The sequence below is a fragment of the Streptomyces geranii genome (assembly GCF_002954775.1).
GTDB classification, from domain to species: domain Bacteria; phylum Actinomycetota; class Actinomycetes; order Streptomycetales; family Streptomycetaceae; genus Streptomyces; species Streptomyces geranii.
On the sequence record NZ_PJME01000010.1, the window covers coordinates 1 to 19,187 of the forward strand.

Below are 19,187 nucleotides of genomic sequence, written 5' to 3' on the forward strand. Positions count from 1 at the left end.
CGAGTCGTTCGGCTGCGGGCCGGTGGGGGCTTGTCGCGCAGTTCCCCGCGCCCCTGAAAAGCAAGGGCTGCGCCCCTTGCTTTTCAGGGGCGCAGGCCCGGGTCTTTGCCTCTAGGGGCGCGAGGAACTGCGCGACCAGCCACGACGCACCCGCACTTCGAACTCAGGCCAGCAACCCCGACGCCCTCCACAGCCGTCGCCCGACACCCTGCAGCACACCTATGTCGTCCAGGAAGTCCGTCAGCTTCTTCGCGCCGCTCTGCATGACCTCCCGCCGATGCCCGCTCGCCCGCACCTGCGCCACCGCCTCCGCCTTGTCCAGCCCCACGTTCGCGTACACGTCCGGGTTGACGAAGGCGACCGAGAAGACGCGCGCGAACTCGCCCGACGTCACCCGGGTGAAGCTCTGGGACAGCCTGGGAGCCGTCACCATCTGGCGCCGGAGTTCCTCACGGGCGTACCGCACGTGCCGCGCCTCCTCCACCACATGGATCCGCGTCACCCCCCTGATCAGCGGCTGCACCCGCTCGTCCGGGAACGTCAGCCGCTGCATCCAGTCGAGGACCTCCTCCCCGAGCAGCGTCGCCGTGAACGAACCGGGGGTCGTGGACACCGTCTTGAAGAAGCGGCCCAGGTTCTGGTGGACGCGGCTGACCGGGTAGTACGGGGTGCCGCCCCGGCTGATCAGCCGGGCGAACATCTTCGAGTGCCGGCACTCGTCCTCGATCTCCGTCAGGGCGTAGCGGACGTGCGCGCTCGTCGCCGCCTTGTCGTAGATATGGCGTACGAGGAGCTGCATCAGGATGATCTCGAACCAGATCCCGAGCGAGGCGAGCGCCGCCGCCTCGTGCCGGGAGAGCAGGATGCGCTGCTCCTCGCTCATCCGCTGCCACATCGGGGTGCCGTACAGGGAGACCAGCTCGGGCGGCCAGAACCACTTGCCGTCCTCGAAGGGGGCGTCCCAGTCCAGCTCCTTGTCGGGGTCGAAGGAGTGCCTGGCGGACGCTTCGAGGAGCCGTTCGGCCACTTGTTCCCGGTCCTTGAGCACGCCCAGCGCGTCGCGGAGTATCTCGCCTTCCGTCACTGTCGTCACGCTCTTATGAGACCGCTTGTCAGCAAGCGGGTCAATCCCCTGGGCGCTACTTGCGCGTAGCTTCTTTTGCCGATCGGCTGACCGACTCCGACTCCGACTCCGACTCCGCCTCCGGTAGCGGGTTCGCCGGGCCCGGTGGGAACGACGTGCGCAGGGTGAACGCGTACTCGGTCGGTCCGTGTGCGCGCAGATGCAGGAGGCGGGTCTCCGCCTCCTCCACCGTCGGCCGGTGTCCCGCCGGTACCCACCACAGCGCGGTGACCGCCTCCTCCAGCCGCTCGAAGAACTCCCGGCGGCGGGCCAGCAACTCCCGGTGCTGCCCCTGGTACATGAACGCCGTGAGGGCGTCGGTGTCCCGCCACACCGACATGTTCACCAGGATCCACTCGTCGTCGAACATCCGGATGTCGGTCGCGTCGCCCGCCTCGCCCTCCAGCCGCCAGACGAAACCGTCCGAGGCGTCGGCGACGGCGTTGACCGGGTCGAGACCGTCGGCGAACGGCTTCAACTGAGGTGAATCCAAAGGGGCTTTGAGGAGACCGATGTTGACCTGGGCGAGTTCGTACGCGGCTCCGGTTGATGTCATGACCGAACGGTAGGTCGGGCGCCCGTCCGACGGCACCCCCCGTCTCACTCTCCGAGCACCGCCTCCATCACCCCCCGGGCGATCGGCGCAGCCACCCCGCCCCCGCTGATGTCCGTCCGGTCCGCCGACGCGTCCTCGACCACCACCGCGACCGCCACCGACGGCTGGACGTCCCGTTCGCCCTGCGCCCAGGACACGAACCAGGCGTACGGAACCCCCGCGTTGCCGATGCCGTGCTGGGCGGTGCCCGTCTTGCCGCCGACCACCGCGCCCGGGATCGCTCCGTTCCTGCCGGTGCCGCGTTCCACCACGTCCCGCATCAGCTCCCGCATCCGTACCGCCGTCGCCGGATGCATCGCCCGGTGCTGGCGGCGTACGCTCGAGGTCGCAACTGTCGTGCCGCGTGCGGTCGTTGTGCGTTCGACCAGGTACGGGGACGGCACCTGGCCGCCGTTCGCCACCGCCGCCGCGACCATCGCCATCTGCAGCGGCGTCGCCCGCGTGTTGTACTGCCCGATCGACGACAGCGCCAACTGCGCCTTGTCCACGGCCGTGTCGAAGGTGCTCGGCGCGACCGAGAACGGGATGCGCAGTCCCGGGTCGTTGAAGCCGAAGCCGCTCGCCGTCGCCGCCAGGTCGGTCACGCCCACGTCCACGCCCAGCTTGGCGAAGACCGTGTTGCACGACCAGGTGAACGCCTCCCGCATCGAGACGTCCGCGCAGCCCTCGCCCTCGTTGGTGAGCCTCGTCGACGTACCGGGGAGGCGGTACGGGTCGGGGGAGTGGGTCCGTTCGTCCAGGTCGGTGACGACGCCCGCGTCCAGAGCCGCCGCCGCAGTCACCACCTTGAAGGTCGAACCCGGGGGATAGGTCTGCCGTACCGCCCTGTTGAGCATCGGCTTGTCCGGGTCGGCGTTCAGGCGTCGCCAACTCCGTTCCACCGAGCGGCCGTTGCCGGAGAGGGAGGTGGGGTCGTAGGACGGGGTCGAGACCAGGGCGAGGATACGGCCCGTGGACGGTTCCACCGCCGCCACCGCTCCCTTGCGGCCGTCCAGGCCGTCGTAGGCCGCCTGTTGGGCCCGCGCGTCGATGGTCGTCACCACCTTGCCGCCGGGGTTCTGGGCCCGCGTCACGTCGTTCCACAGGGGGAGCGGGGAGAGGAGCGAATCCGTGCCCGAGAGGATGCCGTCCTCCGTGTGCTCCAGGAACGTCGTGCCGTACACCTGGGAGGCGAAGCCGGTGATCGGGGCGTACAACGGGCCGTCCCGGTACGTGCGTTCGTAGCGGAGCCGCCCCCCGGTGTCGGTGGACCCGGTCACCGGACGGTCGCCGACCAGGATGGCGCCGCGCGGCTGGCCGTAACGGGCGATCACCTGGCGGCGGTTGGCCGGGTTGTCGGCGTAGCGCTCCGCCTGGACCACCTGGACGCGGGTGATGTTGACGAGCAGGGCGAGCAGCAACAGGGCGCAGAAGACGGCCGCGTGCCTGATGCAGCGCGTCATCGGGCGCGCGGTTCTCTGCTTGACGGTTCTCCGCACGGCGCGGCTGTTCGCGGCGGTTCTCTTCATCGCGGTTCTCTTCATGGCGGTTCTCTTCATGGCGTGGGGCGCCCCTCGCCCTCGTACCCCCGCCTCGCCGAGTCGCTGATCCGGATCAGCAGCGCCACGATGATCCAGTTGGTCACCACCGACGAGCCGCCCTGCGCCAGGAACGGCATCGCCATGCCGGTCAGCGGGATCAGGCCCGACACCCCGCCCGCGATGACGAACACCTGGAGCGCCACGATCGAGGCGAGGCCGACCGCGAGCAGGCGGCCGAAGGGGTCGCGGAGGGAGAGGCCGGCCCGGTAGCCGCGCTCCACCAGCAGGGCGTAGAGGATGACGATCGCCGACAGTCCGGCCAGGCCCAGTTCCTCGCCGGCCGTCGCCAGGATGAAGTCCGACTTGGCCGCGAAGCCGATCAGGATCGAGTGGCCGAGGCCCAGGCCGGTGCCGAGGAAGCCGCCCGCCGCGAAGGCGAACAGCGACTGGGAGAGCTGGTTGGGGCCCTGGCCCGCCTCGATCGTCGCGAAGGGGTGCAGCCAGTCCTCGACCCGGCTGTGCACGTGCGGTTCGAGCGTGCCGACGGCGAAGGCGCCGAGCCCGGCCAGCAGCAGGCCGACCGCGATCCAGCCGGTGCGGCCGGTGGCGACGTACAGCATGACCACGAAGAGGCCGAAGAAGAGGAGCGAGGTGCCCAGGTCGCGTTCCAGGACCAGGACGCCGACGCTGATCAGCCAGATCGCGACGATCGGGCCGAGGACCCGACCGGTGGGGAGCTGGAGGCGGCTGAAGCGCCAGATGCGGCGGCCCGTGTAGGCGAGGGCGCCGCGGTTGGCGGCCAGGTAGGCGGCGAAGAAGACCGCCAGCAGTACCTTCGCGAACTCGCCCGGCTGGATGGAGAATCCGGCGATCCGGATCCAGATGCGGGCCCCGTTCACGGACGGGAAGAAGATCGGGAGGGTGAGCAGGACCAGGGCGGCGGCCACGGACACGTACGCGTAGCGCTGGAGGACGCGGTGGTCGCGGAGCAGGACCACGACCGCGATGAACAGGGCCATTCCGACCGTGGACCAGACGAGTTGGGTCGGCGCCGCCCGGTGTCCCGGCGTCTCCAGGTCCAGCCGGTAGATCAGGACCAGGCCGAGGCCGTTGAGCAGCACGCCGATCGGGAGCAGCAGCGGGTCGGCGCAGGGCGCGCGCCGGCGGACCGCGAGATGGGCGAGGAGCGCGAGGACGCCGAGCCCGGCGCCGTAACCGGCCGCGCCGGGCGGGACGGTGCCGGTCCGCGCGAGGCCGACGTCGCAGTAGCCGTACACCGAGAGGAGTACGGCTACGACGATGAGCGCCAGCTCGATGCCACGGCGCCGGGGGACGCGCGGGGCGGGAGCGGAGGGATCGGCCGGCTCCGAGAGCCAGGGCTTCGGGGATTCCTCGTACTCCGTCGCCACGGTGGATCCGGGCTTCGTCATGTCCGGAACTTACCCAAAGTTCACAGAATGTTGTGTGATGCGGTCTATGTGCGCCCGGTCAGCACACGCGCGGCGCGGGACCGATGTTGTCGATGTAGCGCGCGGCGCCCCAGGCCCAGGTGCCGTCCGTGAGGAGGTACCAGAGGGAGTTGCCGTCGACGTTCTCGCCGCCGGTCTTGCAGAAGATGTTGACGATCGCGCCCTGCGGGACGACCCGGATGATCGCGCTGCCCCGGTTGGGCGCGCTGCGCAGCCGCAGTCCGCCGTTGGCGGTGACGACCCCCTGGTAGGGCCCGGAGCTGCTGGTGCTGGAGTTGCCGTTGTTGTGCTGGCCCCAGTCGCCGCCACCGCTCTGCTGGCTGCCGGTCTGCTGGTTGCCGCCCTGCTGGTTGCTGTTCCCCTGGTTCCAGCTGCCGGTGCCGCTGCTCTGGTTCGGGTTCGGAGTGGGGTTCTGGTTCTGGTTGCTCTGCTGCTGCGGGTTCTGCTGCTGGGCCTGCTGTTGCTGCTGGTTCCAGCTGGTGCCCCAGTCGTCGTCGGCGGGGCTCGCGAGTGCCGGGGTGACTGCGCAGACGGAGAGCGCGGTGGCCGCGGCCGATATGCCGAGGCGGGTGAGGGTGGTCCGCGATGTCATGTTGGCTCCTTTGCCGGGGGCAGAGCTGACTACCCGCCACGCTAGGAGCGGCTCGTGTAAGGCGCCCGTCACGCTGGGCCGTTGGTGGCGGGCCCCCGTGATTCGGCCAGCGTGAGCGTGGCCAGCGCGCCGCCGCCGTCCGCCTCCGGCACATTGGCGAGGTCCAGCCGCGCGCCCAGTACCTCCGCCTGGCCCAACGCGATCGTCAGCCCCAGCCCGTGTCCGGTCGCCCCGCCCTCCGTACGGAACCGCTGCGGCCCGTGCTCCACCAGGTACTCCGGATAGCCGTCACCGTGGTCCCGTACGGTCACCACCGGACCGTCCACGGTCAGCGTCACCGGCGTACGGCCGTGCCGGTGGGCGTTGGCCACCAGGTTGCCGAGCACCCGTTCGAGGCGGCGTCGGTCGGTGTCGACGCGGCTGTCCCGGGCGACGACGATCTCCGTGTCGGCCCCGGCGGCACCCGAGGCCCGGACGACCCGCTCGGCGAGCGCCCCGAGTCGCTCGGTGCCGGCCTCCAGCCGCTCCCGGCCCGTGTCCAGGCGGGAGATCTCCAGCAGGTCCTCGGTGAGCGTGCGCAGCGCGGCGACCCGGTCGCGGACCAGCTCGGTCGGCCGCCCCGGCGGCAGCAGTTCGGCCGCCGCGTGCAGCCCGGTGAGCGGGGTGCGCAACTCGTGGGCCACGTCCGCGGTGAAGCGCTGCTCGCTGAGCAGCTTGCGCTGCAGCGAGGCGGCCATCGTGTCGAGGGCGGCGGCGACGGCGGCGACCTCGTCCGGCGGACGGTTCGGGTCCTGCGTACGGGCGTCGCCGACCCGGGCGTCCAGGTCGCCTGCGCTGATCCGGCGGGCCACCTGGGCGGTGGCGTGCAGTCTGCGGGTCACCCGGGTCACGGCGAAGGCGCCGACCAGCAGCGTCGTGCCGATGGCGGCGCCGGACGACCAGAGGATGGCCCGGTCGAGGCCCTCGATCGTGCGGGCGCTCTGCGAGTAGTCGAGCGCCACGGCGAGCGCGTGCCCGTCGGCGGCGGGACCGGCCGCCCACATCGTCGGCACGCCGTCGTGGTCGGTGACCATCGTGCCGCGCTCCCCGGCCGCCGCGAGCGCCCGTAGCGACGCGGGCAGCCCCTCGGGGTCGATCCCGGTGTGGGGCCGCAGCGCGTCCCCCGCCTCGTACGCCGCCGTCGCCTCCACCAGCCGGGACAGGGCGCGGTCGCGGGCCTGGTCGACGGTCTGATGGGTCACCGACACGTGTACGAGGATGCCGAGCAGCGCGGCGAGGGCGCAGCACATCCCGGTGATGAAGAGGGCGGCCTTGGCGGCGAGGGTGCCTGCCCAGGCGGGCAGCCCGACCCTCATCGGGCGCTCGCGGAAGCGGCCGACGGCGAGGCGGAGCCGGAGGCGGAGGCGAGGGGCGGGTGGGTGCGCTGGGGGCCGCCGGTGCGCAGGAACTCGTCCCGGGTCAGCAGCATCGCCTTCTGGTCGGCGTCCCAGGTCCACTGGGTGCGGTACTCGTACCCCGGGATCTGCGAGGGCGACCGGATGATCACGGCCCGCCCGGCCAGCTCGACGGCGGTCACGGCGTCGTCGTTCGCCATGATCTGCACCAGCTTGTGCCGCTGGAAGGTGTACACGCGCACGGCCGTGCCGTTGCCCGGCAGCAGCCGGAAGCCGAGGGCCATGTCGTCGCGGCCGTCGCCGGTGAGGTCGCGGTAGTAGGCCTTGAGGACGGGACAGGAGCCGGTGTCACGGGTGCGCCCGCAGGCCGCCATCCCGTCGGCCGTACCGGAGTACGGGGCGTTGGCCCCCGTGTACATGTCCGGATGCGCGGCGATCTCCGCCCGTACGACGGCCACCGGGTCGACCTGGTGGATGTCGTCGCCGGGGGCGGTGACGCCCTTGACGGTCTCGGTCTCGGCCTCGCCGTAGTCCCAGGCGGGGCTGGAGGCGGCGGGCAGATCGGGCCAGAGCCGGGCGGGGCTCACGGCGGTCGCGGTGGGCCCGGCGCCGCGCAGCTCACCGGCGTCGCCGCAGGCGGAGGTGAGGGCGGCGAGGGCGAGGGCGAGAAGTGCGACGCGGGAGGTGCGGCTGGGGTTCACTGCACTCCTGCGTCGGGCCGGGACGGACGTACACCACTTTATTCAGAGGGATGCCACCCGCACGGAACGGGTTGCTCCACCTGCTCCGCTCATTCCGCCGACTCTGCCGAGTAGGTCTATTCCGCCAGCTCCTCCAGCAGCCGGGCCGTGGACAGACCGGTCCGCAGATACTCCACGAAGAGTTCGTTGTGCAGGGCCCAGGGGGAGCGGCGGGCCCGTATGAGGCGGATGGCCTCGTCGGTGGTGTGTCCGTCGCGGACGAGGGCGTGGGCGACGACGAGACCCGAGCGGTTGTAGCCGCTGTAGCAGCGGACGAGGACCTTGCGCCCGTCCTCCAGCGCGGTGCACACGGCCTCCGCGAGGCGGATCACCCCGGCGAGCTGGGTCCCGTCGAGCGGCCCGTCCGGGACGGGCCAGACATGGTGCTCGACACCGGGGTCGGGGCCGTGCCCGGGCCGTCTCAGCAGGGTGATGACCAGGTCGAACTCATCGCGCACGACGGCGAACTCAAGCTCTCCCGGCCGTCTCGTGAACTCGTGCCCACCCATCCACAGGCCGGGCACGATCTCGCTCCACGGCTCCCCCGGAGCCGGTACGTCGGGCTGTTTCCTGCGGGTCCGCAACTGCGCCGCCTCCCCCACTCGGGCCGAACTCCGCCACCCAACTCCTCCCAAAGGTAACCGGCTTCTTGCCCCGGCAGCACCCCGCCTGTTCCCATGGTCATGCGGGGAATGGGGTGATGGCGGATGAGCGGACTGCGCGTCGTGCCGGCCTGGCGTCAGGGTCATGAGCGGCTGTACGTGTGCATGACGGACGGACGGAACATCGCCTGGTACGACCGTGAGTCGTCCCGGGTCAACCTGCTGAGCGAGGATTTCAGAGGCGACGTACTGGAAGCGCTGACCCCGTTCCTGACCGGCCCGGTGACGGTGGGTCCGCCCCCGGTGCCGACCCCGGCGGAGCTGGCCCGGCTCTCCCTCCACCCCGACGACGACCTGGCCCCGAACCGTCCCGGCGAGGCCCTCCAGGTCGCCCTGGACCGCGATCCGGGCCCCCCGCACCGGCTCCGCCCCGACCCCCGCAGGCGGGCGCTGGCGGCCGAACAGGCGGTGGGCGAGGCCCTGGAGGCGCTGGAGGGCGCGGGCTGGCACACCCTGCACTCGCTCCCGCTGCCCGGCGGCGACCGCATCCACCACCTGGTGATCGGCCCCGGCGGCCTGTTCGCGGTCCACACCCTGTACGCCCGCAAGCAGCGGGTCCACGTGGCCGACCCGATGGTGTCCCTGGGGCGCAAGGACCCCCGCCCCCTGCTGCGCCGGGTCCGCTCGGACGCCGACCGCGCCTCGTACGCGCTGACGGCCGAGGTCCACCCGGTGCTGGCCCTGGCGGGCCCGGCCGACCTGACGGTGACGGTGCTGCTGCGCGAGGTCAGGGTCCTGCTGGACGCGGACCTGTCGGGGCTGGCGCGGCTCGGGGGCGTGCTGAAACCGGCGGACGTGGAGGCGCTGCACGCGGTGGCTCGGGATCGGGGTACTTGGGGGCGCGTGTAGGGGTACTCGGGCTTCGGGCCGCCGGGTGGCTTTCGGCGCCGGGCGGAACGTTCAGGCGGCGGGGCAGAGCTTCGCGGGATCGGCCACGGGCGTGTGCGCGGGACGGGCGGTGCGGACGGTGGTCGCGGACTGCGAGCGGTGCTGTGCGAAGACGACGAGGCGCAGTACCGCGAACCGTGCGATGCCGGCGAGTGCGGAGGCGGACAGGTAGACGACCTGTTCGAGCACGGCACCGGGCGCCGCCACCAGTTGCTGCAACACGAGCATCGCCCCGCAGGTCACCGCGTACGCGGCTGCCGCCGACCCGGCCGACTGCACATGCTGACGCCGGGTCGCGCGCCCGCCCGCGCCGAAGGTGAAACGGGCGTGCAGCTCGGTGGCGAGGAGTGTGGAGGCCACGGTGACCAGGGCGTTGGCCAGGACCCAGGGAATCCACGAGCCGAGGCCCACGACGGCGAAGCTGGAGACGAGTCCCACCCCGCCGCCACAGAACACGAAGCGCGCGAAGGCGGTGACGGCGCTGGGCGCTGCCTGTTGTCGACTGTGTGCTGTCTCCATGGTCCGACCCCCTGAGGCTCACCTCGTCGAACGCACACCCCTCGGCCGGCTGGACGGAGGGGGTGCGCTACCGATGGCGCCATAGTGGCACATGCATGACGCCATTCGCCAGGCTTTTATGGCGCGAGTGGTGCCATTGATGGCGCCGTAAGAGTCTTACGTGGGGCAAGTGCCGGTGATCAGCTCTCCTCGCGGGCGGTGCGGAGTCGGACGTCGGTCATCAGTTTGTCCAGGAGGGCGATGAGGGCCGGGCGTTCGTCTTCCGACAGGCCGCTGACGAGTGCCGCCTCGCGGCCCAGGACGGTGTCGACGGATCGCTCGATGAGGGCGTGGCCCTCGGGGGTCAGTGCCACCAGCACGGTCCGGCGGCCGACGCTCCCGGGTGTCCGCCGGACGAGGCCGTTCCGTTCGGCGCGGGCGACCCGCTGGGAGATCGCACCGGCGGTGACCAGGGTGCGCCGGGCGATCTCGCGTGTGCTGAGCGTGTAGGGCGGGCCCGAGCGGCGGATGACGGCCAGCAGATCGAGGGTGGCCGCGTCGATCCCGGCCTCGCGAAGGGCCCGGTTGCGGTCGTCGGTGAAGAGCTTCGCGAGCCGCCAGATGGGGGTGACGATCTCGATCGACTCGGTCGGGGTTCCTGGCCGTTCCCGTTGCCAGGCGGTGGCGATGTCGGTCGCGGAAGGGGCGGGGTCGGGGGTGGGAGCGGGCACGGTGTGAATCCCTGTCGTCGTCGGCTACGTTTAGGCCTAAACATAGTAGGAACGCAGGAGGACTTGTGACCCGTACCGTGCTCGTCACCGGTGGCACCAGCGGTATCGGCCGCGCCATTGCCGAGAGGTTCGCCGCTGATGGGGAAGAGGTCCTCATCACCGGCCGGAACCCCGAGGCCGTCGAGCGGGTGGCCAAGGAGATCGGGATGCGCGGTGGTGTGCGCGGTGTGGTGTGCGACGCCACCTCGGTCGAGCAGGTCGAGGCGCTTGCCGCCCGGCTCGGCGACCTGGACGTCCTGGTCAACGCTGCCGGAGGACTGCCCGAGCCCGCGTCCGGTGACCCGTCGACGCTTGCGGCCCAACTGGCCCAGTGGCAAAGCAGCCTGGCCCAGAACCTGCTCACCGCGGTACTGACCACCGTCGCGGTCCAGAGCAGGCTCACCGGTGACGGCTGCGTCATCAACATCGGCTCGATCGGCGCCGAACGCCGAGGCGGCTCCTACGGCGCGGCCAAGGCGGCCCTGGCGGCCTGGAACGCCTCGCTGTCCGCCGAACTCGCTCCCAAGGGAGTCACCTGCAACGTGATCTCCGCGGGCTTCGTCACCGGCACGGACTTCTTCCGGGGCAACCTGTCCGAGGAACGGCACCGCGCGCTGGTGGAGGAGACCCACAACAAGCGCCCGGGCACGGTCGACGACATCGCCCGGACGGCGTACTTCCTCGCCTCCCCGGGAGCCCGCCACATCACCGGCCAGACCATCCATGTCAACGGGGGTGCCTTCACGACGCGTTAGGTCTCGGCTCGGTCTCCGTCTGTGATGGGTGCAGTCGCAAATCAGTCATGGCTGAGTAAAGGATGGCTGTCAGGATTCGGGGCATCCCCAAGGCGTGATCGTCAGATAGCTGATGAACGGGCCTAGTTGGGGCAACTCCCCATCATGAGCGGAATCATGTGATCCGATTGCCCGTGCGGTCGCGTGATTTGATCCCGCTACGAGGGCCTGACCAGCCCGAGCCACCCCGTCAACCGCGGCTTTCGGATCACCCGGGATCACCCGGGATCACTCGGGGCTGTCGGGAGCTGTCCGGGGTGGCCAAGAAGCGCACACAGGGGGAACCTCATGATCGCAAAGAAAGCCGCCGTGCTCGCGGCGGGTGTCTGCACCGTCGCCGGGCTCGTCAACGTGCCCGCTTCACAGGCCGCCGCCGGGGATCCGGTGGCGTTCACCGGACAGGTCGACACGGCGATACCGCTGGACCGGGCCAGGTTCACGCTGCGCGCGGACCTGCCCGCCACGCGGACAGCCGATCTCGCCGACGGCGCGAAGGTCCCGATGCTGAAGCTGCCCACGGCGGGGATAACCACCACGGGCAACTCGTTCAGCGTCGCGGTCGCTCCGGCCGACGTACCGGACGGCTACGTCGGCTCGAACGGCCTGGTCTCGCTGGAGCTGGAGATCTACGACGCGCAGAGCGACAGCTACGCGTGGACGACGCAGTCCGTACGGCTCGTCGGCACCGCGGCGGCCACCCGGTCAGCCTCGGCCCGGAGTTGGGCCGACCCGCTCGCCGCTGGCCGGAGCTCGACCGCACGCTCCGCCGCGAGCCGGACGCCACCCAAGGTCAAGGTGCACCTGGGCAAGGCACCGAAGGGAGCGAAGGCCGCCTTCACGTCCCGCGCGGACACCTGCACGACCACGAAGATCGGCCAGAACGACGCCTGGGCCACCATAGGCGAGGGCTTCCCGGCCGCCCCGGGCTACGGCACGAAGCGCGGTACGGCCTGGATGACCCACAGCAACGGCTCCGAGGTCACCTACGGTGCGGCGGTCACCACGAACGGCACGAAGTGGTCCGCGTCCGGCAGCGCCTCGGTCGCCAACACCAAGGGCTTCGACTTCCAGTGGGATCCGGACACCAACCCGAACATCGCGTACCGGGCCGAGGCTCGCTACTACAAGTACAAGTACGACTGCGGCGGCGTGATCATCAACCGCAAGGTGAAGGCCGTCTCGGAGACCGGCGGCGTCAGAACGATCCACGTGAACGCCAACGCGCCGTACTGGCTCTCCCGTGCGAAGTGCACCTTCGACATGCCCGCCGGCACCTGGACGAAAAGCACCGGCAAGGCGTACTCGAACTCCGGCGGCGTCAAGTTCGAGTCGGTGATCGGCATCGACCTGAGCACCTCGCGGGTCTACACCAAGGGCTCCACGCTCAGCTACAAGATGGACGCCGGACATGACTCGCTGTGCGGCAACACGGACAAACCGGCGTACGCCTCCAAGGTTCAGCAGTACTACAACCGCATCCAAGAGGAACTGTGACCAGGGGGCTTCCTCGCGAGGGCAGTGGGGGCGGCGCAGGCAGGAGAAAGGCCGTACTGATCCTGTCCGTGGCGGTGACGGCCGTGGTGGTGACTGTGGCTCTGCTGACCGGTTGGCCGTTCGGCGACAAGCGCGTGGAGCACGTCAGCGGGGACGGCCCGCTCCAGTCCCACACCGACACCGGCACCACCTCTGTCTACGCGCCGAAGAACATTCCGTGGGCGGTGACCTTCGGCAGCTATCTGCTCTGCTCGACCAGCGGGGACCCCATCACCATCGACGGCATCCGCTACCGAACGCCGGTCAAGCCGCGGTCGGTCTCCCTGAAGCTGCGCACCGTGACCCCCAAGATGTGGCGGGCGACCGTCGACGCCGGCCAGATCGGCGCCGCCCTGGGGGCACCGCCGCGCTTTGAGCAGCGCAAGGCGCCCGGCGACTACCAGGACGCCCGGGCGGGCAGCCGCATCACGCAGAGCTGCGCCGACCAGCACAAGGAGGGAGCGGGCTTCACCGAGCTCCTGTTCGTCCTGGACGTGGGCAGGCAGGGCGGCTACATCGACACCGCGTGGATCGATTACCACGTGAACGGAGACCCGTACACGCTGCGCCTCGACTGGAAGATGGTCGCCTGCGGCTCGCGAGTGCCTCGCACGCTGGACGGAACCGTCGTGTGCGAGGGAAAACAGAGCTGAAGACACACAGAACTGAAGACGCAGAACTGAAGACGCAGAACTGAAGACATTGAGCGCTGGCTCAAGGTGGCTGCGTCGGTAGCAGCGGTGCCAGCAGGTCCCCGTACGACCGAAGCCGGGCCGCGATGTCCTCCACCCTGAACGTCAGTTCGGTCGCGGTCGTGCACTCCGCCACCTCCTCCCACGTCACCGGTGTCGACACCGTCGGCTCGGTGCGTGCCCTGAGGGTGTACGGCGTCGCCGTCGTCTTTCGGGCCGCGTTCTGGCTGTAGTCGACGAAGACCTTTCCCGGGCGCAGGCTGCGGGTCATGCGGTGGACGACCAGGTGGGGGAGGGCGCGTTCCGCCTCCGTCGCCAGGGTCTTCGCGTAGGCCGTCACCTCCGACGAAGGGGTTCGGGCCGGTAGTGGCGCCAGTACGTGCAGGCCCTTCGAGCCCGACGTCTTCGCGTACGACTCCATCCCGTCCGCCGCCAGCCGCTCCCGTAGCCAGAGGGCCACCTCGCAGCACTCGACGATCGTCGCGGGGGCGCCCGGGTCCAGGTCCAGGATCAGGCGGTCGGCCTCGCCGGGGGCGTCGATCAGCCACTGCGGGGTGTGGAACTCCGTCACCAGGTTCGCCGCCCACATCAGCGAGGGCAGGTCCTGGACCAGGATCATGCGCGCCGGGCCCTCCGAGCGCGGGACCTCCGCCGTCGCCACCCAGTCGGGCGTACCCGGCGGCACGTTCTTGGCGAAGAAGGTCTGGCCGTCGGGGCCGTCCGGATAGCGCAGGAAGGACAGCGGGCGGTCGTGGAGGTGGGGGAGGAGCGCGTCCGCCGTGGTCGCGTAGTAGTGGAGCAACTCGCCCTTGGTGAAGCCGGTCGCCGGGTGGATCACCTTCTCCAGGTTGGACAGGGCCACCCTTCGCCCCGCCACCTCCGTGATCGGCGTCATACGATGAGAATCCCATGAAAATGGGACAAGAGGAGGGTTTCTCGTGCGATCCATATGGAACGGTGCCATCTCCTTCGGGCTGGTCAGCATCCCGATCAAGCTCGTCAACGCCACCGAGAGCCACGCGATCTCCTTCCGGCAGGTCCACGTCGAGGACGGCGGGCGCATCCGGTACCGCAAGTTCTGCGAGCTGGAGGACCGTGAGGTCGGCGGCGACGAGATCGGCAAGGCGTACGAGGGTGCCGACGGGGCGATGATCCCGATCACCGACGAGGATCTGGCCGGTCTGCCGCTGCCCACCGCCAAGACCATCGAGATCGTCGCCTTCGTGCCAGGGGATCGTATTGATCCGCTGCAGATGGACACCGCCTACTACCTCTCCGCCAACGGCGTGCCCGCCGCCAAGCCCTACACTCTGCTGCGCGAGGCGCTGAAGCGCAGCCAGAAGGTCGCCATCGCCAAGTACGCGCTCCGGGGGCGGGAACGGCTCGGCATGCTGCGGGTCGTCGACGACGTCATCGCCATGCACGGGCTGCTCTGGCCCGACGAGATCAGGGCCACCGACGGTGTCGCGCCGGACACGGGCGTCACCGTACGGGACCAGGAACTCGATCTCGCCGACGCCCTCATGGCCACCCTCGGCGAGGTCGACCTCGCCGACCTCCACGACGACTACCGCGAGGCCGTGGAGGAACTCATCGCCGCGAAGGCCTCCGGCGAGGAAGCCGCGCACGCTCCGGCACCGGCAGGCAGCGGCAAGGTGCTCGACCTGATGGCAGCCCTGGAGAAGAGCGTCAGGGAGGCCAAAGAGTCCCGGGGCGAGCAGTCCCAACCCCTGCGGGGGCGTCGTACACCGGCGAAGAAGACCACCGCCAAGAAGGCCCCGGCCAAGAAGGCCGCCACCAAGAAGACGACCACCCGCAAACGCCCTGCATGACAGCGCCCCGACAGGGGCGCGGGGCTGTATCTATTTGCGGCTCCGCCGCGGGGCGCGACCAGCCCCCACCGGCCCGCAGCCGACGAACCACCTAACCGACGGAGCGACCAACCGACGGAGCGACCAACCGACGGAGCGACTAACCGTCGGAATCCCCAGTCCGCCGCAGAGCCAAGACCGCATTGTGCCCCCCGAACCCGAACGAGTTGCTGAGCGCCAGATCCCCGTACCCGGGCAACGCGCGCGGCCCACCCCACACCACGTCCAGATCGACCCCCTCGTCCTGCTCCCCCGCCCCACCCCCGATCGTCGGCGGAATCGTCCCGTGGTGCAGCGTCAGCGCCGTGGCCACCGCCTCCACCCCGCCCGCCGCGCCCTGGAGGTGGCCGAGGTGGCCCTTCAGGGCCGTGACCGGGGCCGGTGTCGCGCCCAGTACCGCCCGGAGCGCGTTCGCCTCCGCCAGGTCGCCGTCGATCGTCGCCGTCGCGTGGGCGTTGACGTGGACGACGTCGGCCGGGGTCCCGCCCGCGTCGTGGAGCGCGCGGCGGAGCGCCAGGGCGACCCCCGTGCCGGACGGGTCGGGCGCCGCCATGTGGTGGGCGTCGGCCGACAGGCCCCACCCCGCTGCCTCGCAGTAGACGCGGGCGCCACGCGCACGGGCGTGCTCCTCGGACTCCAGGAGCAGGAAACCCGCACCCTCGCCGTTCACGAAACCGTCCCGGTCCCTGGCGAAGGGGCGGGACGGCAACTCCCCGGCGGGACGCGTCGACAGGGCGCGCATCGCGGCGAACGACGCCATGATCGCCGGGGTGACCACCGCCTCCGCGCCGCCCGCGATGGCGACGTCGACATGGCCGTACCGTATGCGGTCGATCGCCTGGCCGATGGCCTCCGTACCGGACGCGCACGCGCTGGTCACCGTGCGGGCCTCGCCCGTGATGCGCAGGGCCAGCGAGATCTGGGACGCCGCCTGCGACGGCACCGTCATGGGCGTGGTGAGCGGCGAGACCGCGCGCGGGCCCCGCTCGCGCAGTCTGCGGTCACCGCCGACCAGGACCGACGCGTCGCCCAGGATCGCGCCGACCGATACCCCTACGCGATCCGGGGCCAGGCCGCTCGCCGCCGTGCCCGAGTCGTCGAGGCCCGCGTCCCGCCAGGCCTCCCGCGCGGCCAGTACGCCGAACTGCGCGGCCCGGTTCATCCGGCGGGCCTGGGCGCGGGGGAGCAGTCCGGCCGGGTCCACGGGCACCGTGCCCGCCGAGCGGACCGGCAGTCCGGCGAACTCCTCGCCGGTCAACTCCCTTATCCCGCACCGCCCTTGGAGCAGGCCCTGCCAGAGGTCGGGGACTCCGACGCCCAGCGGGGTGACGGCGCCGAGGCCGGTGACGACGACCCTGCGGGCGTACGCGCGGCGGGTGAAGTCAGGCCTGGGGTACGGGATCTGCGGCTCGGGGCACATGGTGGAGCTGCCTCCCGGAGTGCGGCGCGGGACGGTCGGCGCACCTCAACTCTGCCCATGCCAGGGGCACTTCATACCGAAAACGCCCCGGATTGTTCACGATTCAATCGTGAACGTGCCTTCACTGAATGTCCCTTCACTGTCTGCACACGGCGTCGATCGTTCGCGCGGCCACGGCCGGCCGTCCAGTCGCTCCACATCCCGGTTGAGGCGGCTGAGTTGGGCCGCGAACTCCGCGACCTCCTCGGCCGTCCAGTCGGCCAGTACCTTGGCCAGGCCCTCGCGGTTCTCCGCGCGGTCGGCGGCCAGCCGGCGCTCGCCCTCCTCCGTCATCGCGAACTTGCGCGCTATGCCGCCCTCGGGGTCGGGGATGCGCTCGACGATTCCGGCCCGGAGCATCGCGGCGGTCTGCCGGTTGAGCGTCGATGTGTCCAGGCCGAACGCGGTGCTGAGCTGGCCGATGGACATCGGCCCCTCCGCCTGGATGCGGCTGAGCAGGATGTAGGCGCTGCGGTCGAGCCGTCCCACGGCCCCCCGCGCCTTCGGTGAGAGCAGATGCATGTACCGACCGAGGAGCATCGTCTCGAACTCGACCAGGTCAACGGGTTTCTCCATGCGGCTGCTTCCTTCGGCCTTCGGCTCCTGAACGGGTCCTCCCCGTGGCGGGCCCGGTCCCAAGTTAATGCGTTCACGAGAGATATGTAGGATGCACATCTCGTGCATGATGCACATCATTCGAGACTCCGAGAGGGAGTACCCCCGTGGACAGTTCCAAGCCCGACGCCGGCCCCGGCAGAGTTGTCGGCATCCTCGCCTTCGCCGGCATCGTGGCCGCGATCACGCAGACCCTCGTGGTCCCGCTGATCGGGGAGCTGCCGAGCATCCTCGACACCTCCGCCTCGAACGCGTCCTGGGTGATCACCGCCACCCTGCTCGCCGCGGCGGTCGTCACCCCGGTCGCAGGCCGACTCGGTGACATGTACGGCAAGAAGCGCATGCTGCTCGTCTCGCTGGTGCCGCTCATCCTCGGCTCCGTCGTCTGCGCGCTGTCCTCCGCCGTGCTCCCGATGATCGCCGGGCGCGGACTCCAGGGCATGGGCATGGGCGTCGTACCGCTGGGCATCAGCCTGCTCCGGGACGTCGTACCGGCGGAGAAGCTCGGCTCGTCCATCGCCATCATGAGCGCGTCGATGGGGGTCGGCGGCGCGCTCGGGCTGCCGTTCTCCGCGGCCATCGCCGAGAACGCCAGCTGGCGGGTGCTCTTCTGGGTGGTGGCCGCGCTGGCCGCCGCCGTCGCCGCGCTGATCGCCGTCTTCGTGCCCGCCGGGCGCGAGAACACCGCCGCCGGGCGCTTCGACGTCCTCGGCGCGATCGGGCTCGGCACCGCGCTGATCTGCCTCCTCCTCGCCGTGTCGAAGGGCGCCGACTGGGGCTGGGGCAGCGGCACCACCCTCGGGCTGTTCGCCGTCGCCGTCGTCGTGCTGCTGGCCTGGGGCCGGTGGGAGCTGCGCAACACCGAACCGCTGGTCGACCTGCGCGTGACCGCCCGTCCGCAGGTGCTGATGACCAACGCGGCCTCGGTCCTCGTCGGCTTCGCGATGTACGCGCAGTCCCTCGTCATCCCCCAGCTGATGCAGCTGCCCAAGGAGACCGGCTACGGCCTCGGCGAGTCCATGCTCGCGATGGGCCTGTGGATGGCCCCGGCCGGCCTGATGATGATGGTCATGTCGCCGATCGGCGCCAAGCTCTCCGCCGCCCGCGGCCCCAAGGTCACGCTCGCCGTCGGCAGCCTATTCATCGCCCTCGGATACGGCATCTCCCTGCCGCTCGTCGGCTCCGGCTCCACCTGGGCGCTGCTCGCGGTGACCATCGTCTGCAACACGGGTGTCGGCTTCGCCTACGGCGCCATGCCGGCCCTGATCATGGGCGCGGTCCCGCAGTCCGAGACCGCCTCCGCCAACAGCTTCAACACCCTGATGCGCTCGATCGGCAGCTCGGTCTCGGCTGCCGTCATCGGCGTCGTCCTGGCCCAGATGACCACCGACTTCGGCGGCTACGCGCTGCCCTCCGAGGCCGGTTTCCGGGCCGCCATGATGCTCGGCTGCGGTGTCGGCCTCGCGGCGGCGGTCGTCGCCTTCCTCATCCCGGTCCGCCCGGTGGCGACGGCGGACGAGCCCGAGATGTCGGAACCGTCCGAGCCGTCCGAGGCGTCGGAGGCCAAGGTCTGACCGCCGTCCAGCTCCCGAAACGAGCCGACCTCCCCGGGTTTCCGACGGGGAGGTCGGCTCGTTCTGCCGTGTCGTGACTCTTGTTAAAAAGGAATTTACAAGGTTTCCTTCGCCTGCTGATCGTGTTTCCGAGGCATGAGGCGGAAGTGAATTAAACCGGGAAACTGACGACTGCCTGACGCGAGGGGCCGGTTGCCGGGGCTGCGGTGACGTCCTCACCGAATGGAATTGGACGGTTTTTCGGGACTTGGGCGTCTGGTCGGTGCTGGCCGAATGGAATCGGCCGCACACGGAATGTTCCACGCCATGTTGACTCGCGAGTAATGACGGCGCTAACTTCCCGGTGGTTTCCCTCTGAGGTGAAGTGCTTCCGCGCC

19 protein-coding genes are annotated in these 19,187 nt (G+C 70.6%); 6 read left to right on the plus strand and 13 right to left on the minus strand.

The genetic code is table 11. The annotated features are described in order from the left end of the window. Positions 1-163 precede the first annotated feature (163 nt). The 8 genes from CW359_RS16230 to CW359_RS16265 all read right to left on the minus strand — a co-directional run bounded on the left by CW359_RS16230 (position 164) and on the right by CW359_RS16265 (position 8,038). Positions 164-1,093 (minus strand): AurF N-oxygenase family protein, encoded by a 930-nt coding sequence (locus CW359_RS16230; protein ID WP_105970654.1) that lies wholly within the window; start codon positions 1,091-1,093, stop codon positions 164-166. Positions 1,094-1,139: 46 nt separating this feature from the next. After that, positions 1,140-1,679, minus strand: a complete 540-nt coding sequence (locus tag CW359_RS16235; protein WP_105970823.1) for a DUF3291 domain-containing protein — start codon at positions 1,677-1,679, stop codon at positions 1,140-1,142. Positions 1,680-1,723: 44 nt separating this feature from the next. Further along, a complete protein-coding gene (locus CW359_RS16240) occupies positions 1,724-3,181 on the minus strand; it encodes a penicillin-binding transpeptidase domain-containing protein (RefSeq protein ID WP_105970824.1) in 1,458 nt (485 codons plus the stop codon). Positions 3,182-3,273: 92 nt separating this feature from the next. Beyond that, a complete protein-coding gene (locus CW359_RS16245) occupies positions 3,274-4,689 on the minus strand; it encodes an FtsW/RodA/SpoVE family cell cycle protein (protein WP_232838419.1) in 1,416 nt (471 codons plus the stop codon). Positions 4,690-4,747: 58 nt separating this feature from the next. Beyond that, positions 4,748-5,320, minus strand: coding sequence for an SH3 domain-containing protein (locus CW359_RS16250; RefSeq protein WP_105970655.1), 573 nt, complete (start codon positions 5,318-5,320; stop codon positions 4,748-4,750). A 68-nt stretch (positions 5,321-5,388) separates the two neighbouring features. Next, the gene (locus CW359_RS16255) at positions 5,389-6,675 is read right to left on the minus strand and encodes a sensor histidine kinase (protein ID WP_105970656.1); all 1,287 of its coding nucleotides are present in this window, start codon (positions 6,673-6,675) and stop codon (positions 5,389-5,391) included. Then, positions 6,672-7,415, minus strand: coding sequence for a hypothetical protein (locus tag CW359_RS16260; protein ID WP_105970657.1), 744 nt, complete (start codon positions 7,413-7,415; stop codon positions 6,672-6,674). Before CW359_RS16260 ends, CW359_RS16255 begins: the two co-directional genes overlap by 4 nt. Before the next feature lie 116 nt (positions 7,416-7,531). Then, entirely contained in the window at positions 7,532-8,038 is a 507-nt protein-coding gene (locus CW359_RS16265) for a protein-tyrosine phosphatase family protein (RefSeq protein WP_105970826.1), read from the minus strand. A gap of 123 nt (positions 8,039-8,161) precedes the next feature. Here CW359_RS16265 and CW359_RS16270 point away from each other — a divergent pair, with 123 nt between their 5' ends. After that, positions 8,162-8,965 carry a nuclease-related domain-containing protein gene (locus CW359_RS16270; RefSeq protein ID WP_105970658.1) on the plus strand — a complete coding sequence of 268 codons (804 nt, stop codon included), beginning with the start codon at positions 8,162-8,164 and terminating at the stop codon, positions 8,963-8,965. A gap of 51 nt (positions 8,966-9,016) precedes the next feature. Here CW359_RS16270 and CW359_RS16275 read toward each other — a convergent pair whose 3' ends face one another. Then, complete coding sequence (locus tag CW359_RS16275; protein ID WP_105970659.1) at positions 9,017-9,523, minus strand: GtrA domain-containing protein; 507 nt, start codon at positions 9,521-9,523, stop codon at positions 9,017-9,019. Positions 9,524-9,702: 179 nt separating this feature from the next. Continuing rightward, positions 9,703-10,233 carry a MarR family winged helix-turn-helix transcriptional regulator gene (locus CW359_RS16280; protein WP_232838420.1) on the minus strand — a complete coding sequence of 177 codons (531 nt, stop codon included), beginning with the start codon at positions 10,231-10,233 and terminating at the stop codon, positions 9,703-9,705. Between the two features lie 65 nt (positions 10,234-10,298). Between CW359_RS16280 and CW359_RS16285 the strand changes: the two genes are divergently transcribed. The 3 genes from CW359_RS16285 to CW359_RS16295 all read left to right on the plus strand — a co-directional run bounded on the left by CW359_RS16285 (position 10,299) and on the right by CW359_RS16295 (position 13,252). Next, positions 10,299-11,027: an SDR family NAD(P)-dependent oxidoreductase gene (locus CW359_RS16285; RefSeq protein ID WP_105970661.1), complete on the plus strand. Its 729-nt coding sequence runs from the start codon at positions 10,299-10,301 to the stop codon at positions 11,025-11,027. A 327-nt stretch (positions 11,028-11,354) separates the two neighbouring features. Next, positions 11,355-12,560, plus strand: a complete 1,206-nt coding sequence (locus CW359_RS16290; RefSeq protein ID WP_105970662.1) for a hypothetical protein — start codon at positions 11,355-11,357, stop codon at positions 12,558-12,560. Next, positions 12,557-13,252, plus strand: coding sequence for a hypothetical protein (locus CW359_RS16295; RefSeq protein ID WP_232838421.1), 696 nt, complete (start codon positions 12,557-12,559; stop codon positions 13,250-13,252). Before CW359_RS16290 ends, CW359_RS16295 begins: the two co-directional genes overlap by 4 nt. A gap of 61 nt (positions 13,253-13,313) precedes the next feature. Here CW359_RS16295 and ligD read toward each other — a convergent pair whose 3' ends face one another. After that, positions 13,314-14,186: a non-homologous end-joining DNA ligase gene (ligD, locus tag CW359_RS16300; RefSeq protein WP_105970664.1), complete on the minus strand. Its 873-nt coding sequence runs from the start codon at positions 14,184-14,186 to the stop codon at positions 13,314-13,316. 43 nt (positions 14,187-14,229) lie between these two features. Between ligD and ku the strand changes: the two genes are divergently transcribed. Beyond that, positions 14,230-15,123: a non-homologous end joining protein Ku gene (gene ku / locus CW359_RS16305; RefSeq protein ID WP_105970665.1), complete on the plus strand. Its 894-nt coding sequence runs from the start codon at positions 14,230-14,232 to the stop codon at positions 15,121-15,123. A 139-nt stretch (positions 15,124-15,262) separates the two neighbouring features. Here the strand turns inward: ku and CW359_RS16310 are convergent, their stop codons facing one another. Together CW359_RS16310 and CW359_RS16315 are read right to left on the minus strand one after the other, a co-directional pair. Continuing rightward, positions 15,263-16,582, minus strand: coding sequence for a beta-ketoacyl-[acyl-carrier-protein] synthase family protein (locus tag CW359_RS16310; protein ID WP_105970666.1), 1,320 nt, complete (start codon positions 16,580-16,582; stop codon positions 15,263-15,265). 96 nt (positions 16,583-16,678) lie between these two features. After that, complete coding sequence (locus CW359_RS16315; RefSeq protein WP_232838422.1) at positions 16,679-17,197, minus strand: MarR family winged helix-turn-helix transcriptional regulator; 519 nt, start codon at positions 17,195-17,197, stop codon at positions 16,679-16,681. 146 nt (positions 17,198-17,343) lie between these two features. Between CW359_RS16315 and CW359_RS16320 the strand changes: the two genes are divergently transcribed. Then, positions 17,344-18,810: an MFS transporter gene (locus CW359_RS16320; protein ID WP_105970667.1), complete on the plus strand. Its 1,467-nt coding sequence runs from the start codon at positions 17,344-17,346 to the stop codon at positions 18,808-18,810. Positions 18,811-19,187 lie beyond the last annotated feature (377 nt).

Excerpts from the sequence above, each read along its gene's own strand:
- CW359_RS16235 (WP_105970823.1), bottom strand. The coding sequence starts at position 1,679 with ATGACATCAACCGGAGCCGCGTACGAACTCGCCCAGGTCAACATCGGT.
- CW359_RS16240 (WP_105970824.1), bottom strand. The coding sequence starts at position 3,181 with ATGACGCGCTGCATCAGGCACGCGGCCGTCTTCTGCGCCCTGTTGCTG.
- ligD (WP_105970664.1), bottom strand. The coding sequence starts at position 14,186 with ATGACGCCGATCACGGAGGTGGCGGGGCGAAGGGTGGCCCTGTCCAAC.
- CW359_RS16275 (WP_105970659.1), bottom strand. The coding sequence starts at position 9,523 with ATGGAGACAGCACACAGTCGACAACAGGCAGCGCCCAGCGCCGTCACC.
- CW359_RS16310 (WP_105970666.1), bottom strand. The coding sequence starts at position 16,582 with ATGTGCCCCGAGCCGCAGATCCCGTACCCCAGGCCTGACTTCACCCGC.
- CW359_RS16255 (WP_105970656.1), bottom strand. The coding sequence starts at position 6,675 with ATGAGGGTCGGGCTGCCCGCCTGGGCAGGCACCCTCGCCGCCAAGGCC.
- CW359_RS16315 (WP_232838422.1), bottom strand. The coding sequence starts at position 17,197 with ATGGAGAAACCCGTTGACCTGGTCGAGTTCGAGACGATGCTCCTCGGT.
- CW359_RS16270 (WP_105970658.1), top strand. The coding sequence starts at position 8,162 with ATGAGCGGACTGCGCGTCGTGCCGGCCTGGCGTCAGGGTCATGAGCGG.
- CW359_RS16250 (WP_105970655.1), bottom strand. The coding sequence starts at position 5,320 with ATGACATCGCGGACCACCCTCACCCGCCTCGGCATATCGGCCGCGGCC.
- CW359_RS16245 (WP_232838419.1), bottom strand. The coding sequence starts at position 4,689 with ATGACGAAGCCCGGATCCACCGTGGCGACGGAGTACGAGGAATCCCCG.
- CW359_RS16290 (WP_105970662.1), top strand. The coding sequence starts at position 11,355 with ATGATCGCAAAGAAAGCCGCCGTGCTCGCGGCGGGTGTCTGCACCGTC.